This window comes from Rahnella sp. CG8 (genome assembly GCF_023701875.1).
GTDB lineage: Bacteria > Pseudomonadota > Gammaproteobacteria > Enterobacterales > Enterobacteriaceae > Rahnella > Rahnella aceris.
This window is the reverse complement of the sequence record NZ_JABAED010000006.1, coordinates 191,357-204,368: the sequence shown is the minus strand read 5'-3', so window position 1 is coordinate 204,368 and position 13,012 is coordinate 191,357. Positions and strand designations below refer to the sequence as shown.

The window sequence follows — 13,012 nt, the reverse complement described above, 5'->3', positions numbered from 1 at the left end:
ATTGCGGGGGATTAACCCTTTTCATTATCTGATCAGGTTACTGTTATGAATGAATTTTCGATTGTCTGCCGCGTGCTGGGCACGTTGTTTTACCGTCAGCCGCAGGATCCGTTGCTGGTTCCGTTGTTTGGCCTGATTCAGGACGGAAAGCTGCGTGAGCACTGGCCGCTGGAGCAAGATGCGTTGCTGATCCGCTTGCAGGAAAGTGCCAATCCGCAAGCGCTGGCCGCTGAATTTAACCGTCTGTTTGTCGGTTCAGAATGTGCGGTATCGCCGTTCCGCAGTGATTATGTTGACGGCGCAAATGAAATGGATGTGCGCACATTCCTGCAACAGCGCGGTATGCCGCTGGGCGAAACGCCTGCTGATCATTTCGGTGCCATGTTACTGGCCGCCTCCTGGCTGGAAGATCAGTCGCAGGAAGATGAAGTCAGCGCGCAAATTACGCTGTTTGATGACTACCTGTTCCCGTGGTGCGGTAAATTCCTCGGTAAAGTGGAAGCCCATGCCACCAGCGGTTTCTACCGCACGCTGTCTGAAATCAGCCGCGAAGCCTTGCAGGCGATGCGCGACGAACTCGAAGAGCAACTGCCGCCGGATCTGGATGACGCGGAAGAAGACGACCAGTAATCCTGAACACAGCATGTAAAAAGCCCGGCGGTGAGTCATCACGCCGGGCTTTCTTATTATCGGTTTACTCAGACTAATCAGTAAAAGGTATCACCAACTGACCCGGTTTCACTTCAATTCCTTTCGCCAGTTTCTTCGCCATCGCTTCACCTTTGCTGTGATCGCCATTGAGCACATAAGCCGGACGCTGGTTGAAATAGGTGTTCAGCGAATTGTTCAGATAAGGCATCAGGCCTTTCATCACGTTGTCCATTTTCTCAGGCTTGATGGTGTAATCCACCACCTGCATATCCCGCAGGAAAATGGCGCCTTTCTCGCGATCATAAGTTGGATGCGCTTTCAGGGTCAGGCGCATATCGGCTTTCTGCGGGCCGAACAGTGAGGATACATCGACATGGGCGTCGCCGGTCAGCGTCACGATACCGGGTTCAGCCCGGCCAATCTGGCTGCTGAGATTGGTCAGCACCAGTTTGGCATCCACCAGTCCCGGAACGCCCAACTGTTTTTCAAAGTTGTTGTTCTTTTGCAGGTAATCATTCACCTGCTGCTCACTGATGGTGTACTGCGTCAGTTGATTACAGCCTGCCAGTAAGCTGGCACACATCAGTACTGCGGCACCCAGAAATCGCTTTGTCATTCTTCCCTCATTACGTAAAAACTATTTCGTCAGCATGACCGTAAAGCATCATGGCTCCAATCAGACAACGCTGATTAGCCTAAGTGCTTAAGGGAGGGAATAAAAGGGAAAATTGCCGGAAGCGGACTTCCGGCAAAAAGTATAACGGGCTTAGCTTGCGAGACGGGAGAGAAGATTTACCTGAGTCTGTTTCGCCATATTATCGCGGTAGGCCTGAACCCGTGAAGGCCAGTCGATGCCTTGCACAATCGACAGCGAACGCAGCAACGGCCAGAGATTAATGTCATCTTCGGAAAGCTCGCCGTTCACCGCATTCGGCTCGACGATCAGTTTGTCGAGTGCGCGCAAATCCTGACTGATTTTCTTCACCAGACCTTCGGAATGTTGCAGATGCTCCTGAAAACTGCCGCTGGCAGCCTGCTTTTTATCGGCGAAGTATTTACGGGCTTCCGGCGTGGAGAATTCTTCCAGTGGTGCGGTGGCAAAACGCGGCAACAACAGACGTCCGGTATATTCAGAAACCTGACGCAACCACGCGGCAACAGATGCGTTCAGCGGGCCGGTCAGCAGCGGTTTACCGTCACTTTTGTCGATGTAATGCACGATATCCATACTTTCCGGCATGAAGCCGCCATCCTCTTTTTGCAGGACAGGCACCATCTTTTTACCCACCATTGAAATGGGTGTTTTTTCATCGTCGTTGAGCAGCACCTTGATCTCAACCGGGATGTTCTTCAAACCGAAAATCATGCGGGCTTTCACGCAGAAAGGGCAATGTTCGTAAACGTAAAGTCTCATAGTACGTAGCTCCTGTTATCGCCGGCGGTGACCTGTAGGGTGCATGAAAACTGCCGGATGTAGGTTCGGATTTTGTCTAACGCTATGATTCAGTATGGGTATAGATGGATGTGAGATCAAACCGCATTCTCTGGAACGCGGTTTCCATCAGGGTACTGCATAAGAAATTACGGAAGATCAACCGCCGCTGAGCATGGCCGGTTCGATGCGGCGCAGGTTGAACTGCCAGTACAAACCGGTGAGGGTGATGAAGCCAACGACGCCGAGTAATAACCACGGCAATTCAGGCAGTTCGAGCGCACGGCCGGTGTCGTACATCCAGCCGCCACCGGTATAACCGATGACGCCGCCCAGAGCCAGTCCCAGACGGCTGAAGCCCATGTAGCTGCCGCGTGCGCGGGCGTCGGCCAGAGATGCACCCAGGGTTTCACGCGCCGGTTCGGCGATGATCGAACCAATGTAGAAAAAGCCAATCAGCAATAATAACGGATTGATTGAGGTAACCAGCCCGACCGGCAGCAGGCTCAATGTCATGATCAGCAGACCGAACATCAGGCGCTGTTCAAGACGGAAACGTTTTTCGCTCCAGCGGGCAATCGGATACAACAGCGTCAGCGACAGTACGGCTTCAATGGCGTACATCCATTTCACCGCCGACGGGCTGCCCGCGACATCATTGACCGCAATCGGCAACATCAGCATCACCTGCACGGTCAGCATGTAATAGCCAGTCAGCGTCAGCACGTAGGCCAGAAAACGACGGTCGCGCAGCACGCGCATCATGCCTTCGCGCATAGGGGTGCGCAGGGTGGAAATGCGGTAAGCCGGTAACAGCCAGGCGTTGCAGGCCGCGGCCAGACAAAAGATTGCGGCTCCGGTCCAGCAGACGTAATGGAAATCATATTGCAGCAGCCAGCTACCGATCAGTGCGCCAATGACGGCACCCGCGCTGTCCTGCATCATCATCAGGGAGAAGAAGCGGCTGCGCTCGTGCGGACGGGTCAGTTTTATGACCAGCGCGGTACGCGGCGGATCAAACAACGTGCCGCCAAGACCGGAGAGAATACACGAACAGACCAGAATCCACGGTTGATCGGCCATCGCCATCGTGGCAAAGCCCGCCGCGCGCAATAACATGCCGGTGATAATCATGGGTTTCGCCCCAAACCGGTCAGCAATCGCCCCGCCAAAAATGCCCAGTCCCTGTTGCGTAAGCTGACGAACGCCGAGTGCCAGGCCGACGGCCATTGCCGCCCAGCCAAGCTGATCGACAAATCGGATCGAGATCAACGGAAAAACCACGAAAAAGCCTAAAATAACCAGCGCGTTGTCTAATAACAGAAAATACTTACCCAAGCTCCGAGCTTGTGATACCAGAGACATGCTTCACCATGAGCGATTATATGTATCCTGTCCGGCAGATACAGAAAGGAGAAAAGACCGTTCCAGTCTGAACCGGAAACAGGCATTTAGATAGGGCGCTATTGATAATATTTTTTTATCGTCAAGCCGCGCTCTGACTGGCAGAATTAGCGGTGATCTGTCGTTTCCTATAAATTCTATTTATCGACCCATGCGGGATGTGGAGGGAAGGGATGTTTGGCTACAAATCTGCCGTGCCAAAGGTGCGGCTTACCACTGATCGGATGGTCCTGCGCCTGGTTCATGACCGTGATGCGCACCGGCTGGCTGAATACTACGCTGAGAACCGCGCGTTTCTGAAACCGTGGGAGCCGGTCAGGGATGAAAGCCATTGTTATCCCTCAGGATGGCAGGCGCGTCTGGGGCTGATTACCGAGATGCAAAAACAAGGCAGTGCGTATTACTTCATCCTGCTCGACCCCGATGAAAATCGCGTGATGGGCGTGGCGAATTTCAGCAATGTGCTGCGCGGTTCTTTCCATGCCTGTTTCCTCGGGTATTCGCTCGGCCAGGAATGGCAGGGTAAAGGTCTGATGCAGGAAGCGTTGCAGACGCTTATCCGCTATATGCAACGCCAGCAAAAAATGCACCGCATCATGGCCAATTACATGCCGCACAATAAACGCAGCGGCCAGCTTCTCGAACGTCTCGGCTTTGAACGCGAAGGTTACGCCAAAGATTACCTGCTGATTGACGGCAAATGGCAGGATCACGTGCTGACGGCATTAACCTGGCAAGAATGGACACCCCCGTCCCGATAAGGAGAGCAACATGAAACACGAACTCAGCGCCCGGGAGGCCCGTGTTGTGGGCTGTTTACTGGAAAAACAACTCACCACGCCAGAACAGTATCCGATGACCCTTAACGGCCTGACCACGGCCTGCAATCAGAAGACGAACCGCGAGCCGGTGATGGAACTGAGCGAAAGTGACGTTCAGCAAACGCTGGATTTGCTGCTGCGTAAACACATTATCCGCACCCTGAGCGGCTCACGTACCATGAAGTATGAGCACCGTTTCTGTAATTCTGAATTCGGCAATCTCAAATTTTCCCCGCAGGAAGTGGCGGTGGTGACCACGCTGTTGTTGCGCGGCGCACAAACGCCGGGCGAGTTGCGTACCCGCACTAACCGTCTGCATGATTTCTCGGACGTTGCCGAAGTTGAACAAACGCTGACTGAACTGACAAACCGCGAAGACGGCCCGTTCTGCGTGCGTCTGGCCCGAGAACCCGGGAAACGTGAAAGCCGCTATATGCATCTTTTCAGCGGCGAAGTCAGTAATGTGGCCAGTACCCATGAAGAACCGCTGTTCAGCGCCGAGGCACAAAGCGCTGATCTGACTCTGATCGCGCGCGTGGAAACACTGGAAGCTGAAGTGGCGGAGCTGAAACAGCGTCTGGAAAATTTGTTGCAACATCTGGCTGATTAACAGGAGCGGGTTGTGAGTAAATTACGTATTGGTGTTATCGGGCTGGGTGGGATTGCGCAAAAAGCCTATCTGCCGGTGCTGAGTCACGCTGAAAACTGGACGCTGGTCGGCGGGTTTTCCCCGAATCAGCAAAAGGCGCAGACCATTTGCGACAGTTATCGTATGGCGTGTTTTTCCCGCATGGATGAACTGGCGGGCCAGTGTGACGCGGTTTTTGTGCACAGCAGCACCGCCAGCCATTTTGAAGTGGTCGGGCAATTGCTGGCGCAGGGCGTGCATGTGTATGTCGATAAACCGCTGGCTGCTGAGCTTGAGCAGGCTGAGCAGTTGGTTGAACAGGCGCGCAAGACAGGCAAAACGCTGATGGTCGGCTTCAACCGTCGCTTTGCACCGTTGTATCGTCAGCTCAAAGATAACATGCAGAGCGCTGCATCTTTGCGCATGGACAAACACCGGACGGATAGCGTGGGGCCAAACGATCTGCGATTCACCTTGCTGGACGATTATCTGCACGTGGTCGATACCGCGCTGTGGCTGGCAGGCGGTAATGCCAGTCTGGAAAGCGGTCTGATTCAGATTAACGAAGCGAATCAGATGTTGTACGGCGAACATCATTTCCTCTGTGGCGAAACGCTGGTGACGACATCGATGCATCGCCGGGCAGGGACTTTCCGCGAGAGCGTGCAGGCGGTGACTGAAGGCGCGGTGTATCAGTTGGACAATATGCAAATCTGGCGCGAGGAACAGCAGGATATTCTCACACAACTGCCGGTACCGGGCTGGCAAAGTACCCTGACACAGCGCGGATTTGTCGGTGCGATTGAACACTTTGTGACCTGCGTGAGTAATCAGACGGCGCCGGAAACCAGCGGCGAGCAGGCGATTTATGCGCAGGCAATGATCGAGAAGATTCTGAATTCTTAACAAAAAAGCCGCGCGGGATGGCGTGGTTAACACTCTATAACAACATAAAACAACTGCCGGTGGCTATTGTATTGCGGATGCGTAGACTAAGCGCATCTTTGAGCCATGCGGCTTCATCTCTCACGCCTGCTGATGCAGGCGTGATGGTTTAACTATTTGATATACATGTAAACCGGTAAACAAGAAAAGTGACATGAATCTACTTAAATCTCTGGCAGCCGTCAGTTCCATGACGATGTTTTCACGTGTATTAGGTTTTGCCCGCGATGCCATTGTGGCACGTGTATTTGGCGCCGGAATGGTCACCGACGCCTTTTTTGTGGCGTTCAAATTGCCCAATTTGTTGCGACGTATTTTTGCCGAAGGTGCATTTTCACAGGCGTTCGTGCCAATTCTTGCCGAGTACAAAACTCAGCAGGGCGAAGAAGCTACGCGCACCTTTATTGCGTATGTCTCCGGGTTGCTGACGCTGGTTCTGGCGATTGTCACCGTGCTGGGCATGCTCGCGGCGCCGTGGGTGATTTATATCACTGCGCCGGGTTTTGTGGATTCACCGGACAAATTTGCGCTCACCAGTTCTCTGCTGCGGATCACCTTCCCGTATATCCTGCTTATTTCTCTGGCCTCGCTGGTCGGAGCGATACTCAACACCTGGAACCGCTTCTCAATACCGGCGTTTGCGCCGACCTTCCTGAACGTCAGCATGATCGGTTTTGCGTTATTTGCCGCGCCGTATTTTCACCCGCCGGTGCTGGCGCTGGCCTGGGCCGTGGTGGCCGGTGGCTTGCTGCAACTCGGTTATCAGCTGCCACACCTGAAGAAAATCGGCATGCTGGTGCTGCCGCGCCTGAACCTGAAAGATGCCGGTGTATGGCGCGTAATGCGCCAGATGGGACCGGCGATTTTGGGTGTTTCCGTCAGCCAGATTTCACTGATCATCAACACGATTTTTGCCTCGTTTCTTGTCTCCGGCTCAGTTTCATGGATGTATTACGCTGACCGCCTGATGGAGTTTCCTTCCGGTGTGCTGGGCGTGGCGCTGGGCACGATTTTGCTGCCTTCGCTGGCGCGAAGCTTTTCCAGCGGAAATCACGGTGAATACAATCGCCTGATGGACTGGGGCTTGCGTCTGTGTTTCCTGCTGGCGTTGCCAAGTTCCGTCGCCCTGGGGATTCTGGCCAAACCGCTTACGGTGGCATTATTCCAGTACGGCAAGTTCAGCGCGTTTGATGCTTCGATGACGCAACGTGCACTGGTGGCCTATTCCGTCGGGCTGATGGGGCTGATCGTGGTGAAAGTGCTGGCTCCGGGCTTTTATTCACGTCAGAACATCAAAACACCGGTGAAAATCGCCATCATTACCTTGCTGATGACGCAGGTGATGAACCTGGCCTTTATCGGCCCACTCAAACACGCGGGGCTTTCCCTGTCGATTGGTCTGGCCGCCTGTCTGAATGCTTCGCTGCTTTACTGGCAACTGCGTAAGCAGGATATCTTCCAGCCTTTGCCGGGCTGGAGAGTGTTCCTGATTAAGCTGATTGTCGCGGTGGTTGCCATGTCAGCAGCATTGCTCGGCATGATGTGGCTGATGCCTGCATGGGATGTGGGGGGAATGGCGTATCGTCTGGCGCGTCTGGCGGCAGTGGTTGCTGTCGGCGTAGTCGCTTACTTTGCCGTGCTTGGCCTGCTGGGCTTCAGGGTGAAAGAATTTGCCCGTAAGCTGGACTGACGCAGATTACAGAAACACAAAAGGGCGCATGAGCGCCCTTTTTTAATATCTGCGACCGTGCGTTACATGCGTTCTACGGTTTCGATACCCAGCGTATCCAGACCGGTTTTCAGCGTGCGTTGTGTCAGCAGTGCCAGTTTCAGGCGGCTGTTACGGCTGGTTTCATCTTCTGCATTAAGGATCGGGCAATGCTCGTAGAAGCTGGAGAACAGGCCAGCCACGTCGTACAGATACGCACACATGGTGTGTGGCGTGCCTTCGCGGGCGACAACGGTCAGTACTTCTTCGAACTGCAACAGACGGGTCGCCAGCGCAGCTTCACGTTCCTCGCTCAGTACAACCGGTTGAGTCAGACTGTTAACGTCGATGTCTGCACGTTTAAAAATAGAGGCTACGCGGGTATAGGCGTATTGCATATACGGCGCGGTGTTACCTTCAAACGCCAGCATGTTGTCCCAGTCGAAGATGTAATCGGTAGTACGGCTTTTTGACAGATCAGCATACTTGATTGCGCCGATACCCACCGCGTTAACCAGTTTTTCCAGCTCCCCGGCGTCTTTCATTTCCGGATTCTTTTCGGTGATCAGCTTACGTGCGCGATCAATCGCTTCATCCAGCAGATCAGACAGTTTCACCGTGCCACCTGAGCGGGTCTTGAACGGCTTACCGTCTTTGCCCAGCATCATGCCGAACATATGGTGTTCCAGCGCCACAGAATCCGGCACGTAACCGGCTTTACGCGCTATGGTCCATGCCTGCATCAGGTGCTGGTGCTGACGGGAGTCGATATAATACAGCACGCGGTCGGCCCCGAGTGTTTCGTAGCGGTATTTCGCGCAGGCGATATCGGTGGTGGTGTACAGGTAGCCGCCATCTTTTTTACGGATGATGACGCCCATCGGATCGCCTTCTTTATTTTTGTATTCATCAAGATAGACAACAACCGCGCCTTCGCTGTCGACGGCCAGACCTTTGGCCTGCAGGTCGGAAACGATGCCCGGCAGCATGCTGTTGTACAGGCTTTCACCCATCACATCGTCTTCGGTCAGGGTGACGTTCAGACGATTGTAGGTTAGCTGGTTTTGCTTCATGGTCACGTCAACCAGCTTGCGCCACATCTGCAGGCAGTATTCATCGCCGCCTTGCAGTTTCACCACGTAGCCACGCGCCCGCTCGGCGAAGGCTTCGTCTTCGTCATAGTTTTTCTTCGCCGCACGGTAGAATTCTTCCAGATCAGCCAGATTCATGTCACCGGCGTTTTCGTTCTGTACTTTTTCCAGATAGGCAATCAGCATGCCGAACTGTGTACCCCAGTCGCCAACGTGGTTAGCGCGGATCACTTTATGGCCGAGGAATTCATTGGTGCGCACAGCCGCGTCGCCGATAATGGTGGAGCGGATGTGGCCAACGTGCATTTCTTTCGCCACGTTTGGCGCAGAATAGTCGATGACGATAGTTTGGGGTTCAACCGGTGTGATGCCCAGTTTTTCATCGTTCAGGGCGCTGTCTACATGCGCAGCAACAAAAGCAGGATCCAGGAAGATATTGATGAAACCCGGCCCGGCGATTTCGACTTTATTCGCGATGCCGCTCAGGTCTAACAGTTCAACGACTTTCTCTGCCAGTTGTCGCGGTGGCATACCGAGTTTTTTTGCCACGGACATAACACCATTAGCCTGATAGTCGCCAAACTGAGCTTTAGCGGACTGACGGACTTGCGCTTCGCTGTCGGCTGAGGCGCCTGCAGCGATCAGCGCCTGGCTGACTTTTTCTGAAAGAAGTGACTGAATATTCACCGAAGTACCTTTATTTAGGAATGTGGTTGTTTGCTGTTCATCCCATGGTGGACGAACCTAAAATGATGCGTGTTTATATCATATTAGCCTTGCGGCGTCAGTATCACCGCACGTCCGGGCTAAGGAAAACGCGATTGTGCGGCATGTCTCTGGCAACCGGATGAAAGGCTGTGTAAATTACCCGACCCTGAAGATCTGCAAACGAAAACAAGATAGGATGACCGCCATGAATCACGTGCCGGAGTTACAGGATTTAGCTGATGATTTACCGCGCTTTGTCGACGTACTGACGGCGTTCGCTGCAAAATTGCACATTAATCTGGATGGGTTTCACGCAGATCATATTTCAGTGCGTTGTCATCAGAACACGACGGCGGATCGCTGGAAAACCGGCCTGGAAAAGTGCGGCAGCCTGTTGAATGAGACCCTGATTAACGGCCGGCCAATTTGTCTGTTTTCGCTCAACGAACCTTTGCAGGTCGGGCCGCTGAGTATTGATCTGGTCGAGTTGCCATATCCCGGCGATAAACGTTACCCGCACGAAGGCTGGGAACATATTGAGATTGTCCTGCCCGGTGCTGAAGACGAATTATATACACGGGCGCTGGCGCTCATTGCTGATGAAGCGCTAATGACGCCCGGTATTAAGCTGAAACAAAGTGCGCCCAAAGGGGAGAACGAGCGTTTGCCTAACCCGACGCTGGCGATCACTGACGGCTCTGTGACCATCAAATTTCACCCGCACAGCCTGCGGGCGATTGTCGCCAGCGAAAGGGAAGAAGGTTAACGTTGCAGCGTCAGTAACGCCGCTTCCATGCGATCCAGCGCTTTTTCCAGTAACGCGCGCTGGCAACCCAGATTGATACGCACATAAGCCGGTGCGCCAAAATCAGCGCCACCTGAGAAACCGACCCCGGCGTCCACGAAGAAATGGTAAGGGTCCTGCACCGGCAGTGCGCTGGCATCAATCCAGCCAAGGTATGTGCCTTCCGGCGCCAGCATGCGCAATCCTGGCATAGCGTTGATTCTGGCTGTCACCCGTTCGCGGTTACCTCGCAGGTATTCGAGCTGTGCGTTAAGCCATTCCTCGCCATCGCGATAAGCGGCGGTCGCGGCGACATACGCCAAAATATTGACGTGCGGCACAATGCCGTGACTGGCCTCAAGGAATTTCCGGCGTAGTTCCGGGTCAGGAATAATCGCCATCGACGCGCCCAGACCGGCAAGGTTGAAGGTTTTGGACGGCGACATCAGCGTGATCGAACGCTGTTCGGCATCGGCATTGAGTGAGGCGAACGGGATGTGTTTCAGGCCCGGTTCGAGGATCAGGTCACAGTGGATTTCATCCGAACACACCACAAGATCGTGACGTTGCGCGAAGGCCTGCTGTTCGAGTAATTCCTCGCGACGATACACCGTGCCACCGGGGTTATACGGGTTGCAGAGCATCAGCAGCTTTTCGCTGCCATCCAGTAGATTGTCGGCCGTGGAAAAATCGGCCACCCAGCGCTGTTGCTGCTCAGTTACATTAATGGATTTAAACTGACGCCCTTCAGCCTGAGCCGCCTGCATAAACGGCGGATAAATGGGCATGGGCATCAGACTGGAGTTTTGTGGTGCAACAGTGGCGCGGACGGCGACGTTTAATCCGCACACCAGGCCTGGTAACCAGACGATCCATTCGGGCTTAATAGCCCATTCGTAACGATCCGCCAGACGTTTTACCACTAAATCAATGAGTTCCGGCGGTGTGAAACCATACCCAAATACGCCTTCTGCGACCCGTTGCTGCAACTCTTTGATAACCTGAGGCGGAGAAGTGAAGTCGGTATCGGCAACCCAAAGCGGTATCACATCCTGATTATTGTATTTATTCCACTTAACGCTATCACTGTGACTGCGGTCTACCCATAAATCAAAATTGAGTGTCATAGTTAGCTTTCCTAAGCAAACAGATTGGGTGGGGATGCTCATCTCAAAGCCTACGCGACATGGCCGGCTGCAGACAAGTGTTGTAGCATAATGCCGTAATCAGGAGAGATCACATGACTAAATTAGAAGTGTGTTGTTACAGCGTGGACTGTGCATTGACAGCAGAACAAGCCGGGGCCGATCGTGTTGAATTGTGCGCCAGTCAGGCTGACGGGGGCATTACGCCGAGTTACGGTACCCTCAAACTGGCAAGGGAAAAAGTGACCATCCCTGTACATCCGATTGTCCGTCCAAGGGGGGGTGACTTTTGCTACAGCCAGAGTGAATTTGAGGTGTTGAAAAGCGACATCGCTTGTATTCGCGATCTCGGCTATCCGGGTCTGGTGGTCGGCATGCTGGATGCGGAAGGGCATATTGATATGGCGAGAATGTGGGAGGTGATGGCGCTGTGCGGCGATATGGCCGTAACATTCCATCGCGCATTCGACATGTGCCTTAACCCGAAGATTGCACTGGAGCAGTTGACTCAGTTAGGGGTGGCGCGCATTCTGACCTCCGGGCAACAACAAAATGCTGAAGTCGGTTTACCGATGCTTCGGGAACTCAATCAGCTGACGCGTGGTCCAATTATTATGGCTGGCGCGGGTGTGCGTCTGACGAATTTGCAGAAGTTTGTGGATATCGGGCTGACGGAGTTACACAGTTCAGCAGGGCGTCAGGTGAAATCCGCCATGCGCTACCGGAAAGCCGGTGTCACTATGAGTTCTGATACTGACTTTGATGAATTCAGTCGTTATTGCGTGGATGGCGATATTGTTGCCGCAATGAAAAGCACATTGCAGTTTGACGATGAAATATCCCGCACGGCGTAATAACTCAAAGATTTAACCGGGTCACACGACCCTTATTGCGTCGCCCTGCGCAAGTACCAGGCCCCGTCATGTTGGCGGGGCTTTTTTTGTGCTCCTGATTCTGCTGTCGTTGCGTAATTGATTCGGATAATCTGTCTGCTCATCAAATTGTTACCGCCGGACAGGGACATGAAAAAGTTAGTGATTACTCTCGCGCTGTTGGGATTTACGCACTCATTATTTGCCGCTGATAAACAACCCAGCAGTGTTCTGGATAATGGTGCTGAGACATTTGCCATTGACTGTGCAGGCAACCCTCAGCAAACGACGCTGGATATGAACGATTGTTATGCGGAAAAAATCGACAAGCTGAATTGGGTGAAACAGACGTACCTTGTGGCGGCCAGAAAACGTATTGAGCAAACGGCTACAGGTCCGAACCCGGATCCTGACGCAGCAGCTGTGCTGAAAGCGTTTGATGAGGAAACTCAGGCGTGGGATGCGTTTGAAGAGAAAGCCACTTTTGCGACGTACACTGACTATCAGGGCGGGACGATCAGAGGCGTGATGTCGCTGTCGCGGAAAATGGAACTCATCGAGTTGCGTGTTAAAGATATCTGGAGCAACTGGCTGCAATATCAGGATTCAACGCCAGCGGTATTACCCGAACCAAAATTTAAAGATGACCATTAATCCGGTTTTCTTGGCCTGAAAAAGCGCCCCGGGCGGCGCTTTTTATGACGGGCAACACTCAGCCCCAGGTCAGCAGCGCCACACCGAACATTCCTGCTTTCACCACCAGGCACATCACGAAAAGGCCTAGAACAATAACAGCCCGATCCATGAGGAATCGAATTCTTCT

13 protein-coding genes are annotated in these 13,012 nt (G+C 53.4%); 8 read left to right on the top strand and 5 right to left on the bottom strand.

Annotation, left to right across the window (positions count from 1 at the left end; all coding sequences use genetic code 11):
• The first annotated feature begins 45 nt into the window (after positions 1 to 45).
• Positions 46 to 630, top strand: a complete 585-nt coding sequence (locus tag HGO41_RS08265) for a TorD/DmsD family molecular chaperone (RefSeq protein ID WP_013575013.1) — start codon at positions 46 to 48, stop codon at positions 628 to 630.
• Positions 631 to 703: 73 nt separating this feature from the next.
• On the opposite strand, the gene HGO41_RS08260 is transcribed toward HGO41_RS08265, so the two are convergent.
• From HGO41_RS08260 to mdtH, 3 genes are all read right to left on the bottom strand, one after another.
• A complete protein-coding gene (locus HGO41_RS08260) occupies positions 704 to 1,267 on the bottom strand; it encodes a lipoprotein (RefSeq protein WP_013575014.1) in 564 nt (187 codons plus the stop codon).
• Between the two features lie 150 nt (positions 1,268 to 1,417).
• Positions 1,418 to 2,065, bottom strand: coding sequence for a glutaredoxin 2 (gene grxB / locus HGO41_RS08255; RefSeq protein WP_013575015.1), 648 nt, complete (start codon positions 2,063 to 2,065; stop codon positions 1,418 to 1,420).
• Positions 2,066 to 2,242: 177 nt separating this feature from the next.
• Positions 2,243 to 3,448: a multidrug efflux MFS transporter MdtH gene (mdtH, locus tag HGO41_RS08250; RefSeq protein WP_037035854.1), complete on the bottom strand. Its 1,206-nt coding sequence runs from the start codon at positions 3,446 to 3,448 to the stop codon at positions 2,243 to 2,245.
• 212 nt (positions 3,449 to 3,660) lie between these two features.
• Between mdtH and rimJ the strand changes: the two genes are divergently transcribed.
• The 4 genes from rimJ to murJ all read left to right on the top strand — a co-directional run bounded on the left by rimJ (position 3,661) and on the right by murJ (position 7,571).
• Positions 3,661 to 4,248, top strand: a complete 588-nt coding sequence (gene rimJ, locus HGO41_RS08245; protein WP_013575017.1) for a ribosomal protein S5-alanine N-acetyltransferase — start codon at positions 3,661 to 3,663, stop codon at positions 4,246 to 4,248.
• 10 nt (positions 4,249 to 4,258) lie between these two features.
• On the top strand, positions 4,259 to 4,918 hold the full coding sequence (locus HGO41_RS08240; protein WP_013575018.1) for a DUF480 domain-containing protein: 660 nt from the start codon (positions 4,259 to 4,261) through the stop codon (positions 4,916 to 4,918).
• 12 nt (positions 4,919 to 4,930) lie between these two features.
• Positions 4,931 to 5,842 (top strand): Gfo/Idh/MocA family protein, encoded by a 912-nt coding sequence (locus HGO41_RS08235; RefSeq protein ID WP_166860139.1) that lies wholly within the window; start codon positions 4,931 to 4,933, stop codon positions 5,840 to 5,842.
• Between the two features lie 193 nt (positions 5,843 to 6,035).
• On the top strand, positions 6,036 to 7,571 hold the full coding sequence (gene murJ / locus HGO41_RS08230) for a murein biosynthesis integral membrane protein MurJ (protein WP_013575020.1): 1,536 nt from the start codon (positions 6,036 to 6,038) through the stop codon (positions 7,569 to 7,571).
• 62 nt (positions 7,572 to 7,633) lie between these two features.
• On the opposite strand, the gene argS is transcribed toward murJ, so the two are convergent.
• Positions 7,634 to 9,367 (bottom strand): arginine--tRNA ligase, encoded by a 1,734-nt coding sequence (argS, locus tag HGO41_RS08225; RefSeq protein WP_112198648.1) that lies wholly within the window; start codon positions 9,365 to 9,367, stop codon positions 7,634 to 7,636.
• 217 nt (positions 9,368 to 9,584) lie between these two features.
• Here argS and HGO41_RS08220 point away from each other — a divergent pair, with 217 nt between their 5' ends.
• A complete protein-coding gene (locus HGO41_RS08220) occupies positions 9,585 to 10,154 on the top strand; it encodes a VOC family protein (protein WP_217244279.1) in 570 nt (189 codons plus the stop codon).
• Here the strand turns inward: HGO41_RS08220 and HGO41_RS08215 are convergent.
• Positions 10,151 to 11,299 (bottom strand): MalY/PatB family protein, encoded by a 1,149-nt coding sequence (locus tag HGO41_RS08215; RefSeq protein WP_013575023.1) that lies wholly within the window; start codon positions 11,297 to 11,299, stop codon positions 10,151 to 10,153. The two genes, HGO41_RS08220 and HGO41_RS08215, sit on opposite strands and share 4 nt — an antisense overlap.
• 113 nt (positions 11,300 to 11,412) lie before the next feature.
• Here HGO41_RS08215 and cutC point away from each other — a divergent pair, with 113 nt between their 5' ends.
• Together cutC and HGO41_RS08205 are read left to right on the top strand one after the other, a co-directional pair.
• A complete protein-coding gene (cutC, locus tag HGO41_RS08210) occupies positions 11,413 to 12,171 on the top strand; it encodes a copper homeostasis protein CutC (RefSeq protein WP_013575024.1) in 759 nt (252 codons plus the stop codon).
• 168 nt (positions 12,172 to 12,339) lie between these two features.
• Complete coding sequence (locus HGO41_RS08205) at positions 12,340 to 12,843, top strand: lysozyme inhibitor LprI family protein (protein WP_013575025.1); 504 nt, start codon at positions 12,340 to 12,342, stop codon at positions 12,841 to 12,843.
• Positions 12,844 to 13,012 lie beyond the last annotated feature (169 nt).

Bases quoted from the DNA above. Each gene is read 5' to 3' on its own strand.
- grxB (WP_013575015.1), bottom strand. From the start codon at position 2,065: ATGAGACTTTACGTTTACGAACATTGCCCTTTCTGCGTGAAAGCCCGC.
- HGO41_RS08215 (WP_013575023.1), bottom strand. From the start codon at position 11,299: ATGACACTCAATTTTGATTTATGGGTAGACCGCAGTCACAGTGATAGC.
- HGO41_RS08265 (WP_013575013.1), top strand. From the start codon at position 46: ATGAATGAATTTTCGATTGTCTGCCGCGTGCTGGGCACGTTGTTTTAC.
- rimJ (WP_013575017.1), top strand. From the start codon at position 3,661: ATGTTTGGCTACAAATCTGCCGTGCCAAAGGTGCGGCTTACCACTGAT.
- cutC (WP_013575024.1), top strand. From the start codon at position 11,413: ATGACTAAATTAGAAGTGTGTTGTTACAGCGTGGACTGTGCATTGACA.
- HGO41_RS08260 (WP_013575014.1), bottom strand. From the start codon at position 1,267: ATGACAAAGCGATTTCTGGGTGCCGCAGTACTGATGTGTGCCAGCTTA.
- HGO41_RS08205 (WP_013575025.1), top strand. From the start codon at position 12,340: ATGAAAAAGTTAGTGATTACTCTCGCGCTGTTGGGATTTACGCACTCA.
- mdtH (WP_037035854.1), bottom strand. From the start codon at position 3,448: ATGTCTCTGGTATCACAAGCTCGGAGCTTGGGTAAGTATTTTCTGTTA.
- HGO41_RS08220 (WP_217244279.1), top strand. From the start codon at position 9,585: ATGACCGCCATGAATCACGTGCCGGAGTTACAGGATTTAGCTGATGAT.
- murJ (WP_013575020.1), top strand. From the start codon at position 6,036: ATGAATCTACTTAAATCTCTGGCAGCCGTCAGTTCCATGACGATGTTT.
- HGO41_RS08240 (WP_013575018.1), top strand. From the start codon at position 4,259: ATGAAACACGAACTCAGCGCCCGGGAGGCCCGTGTTGTGGGCTGTTTA.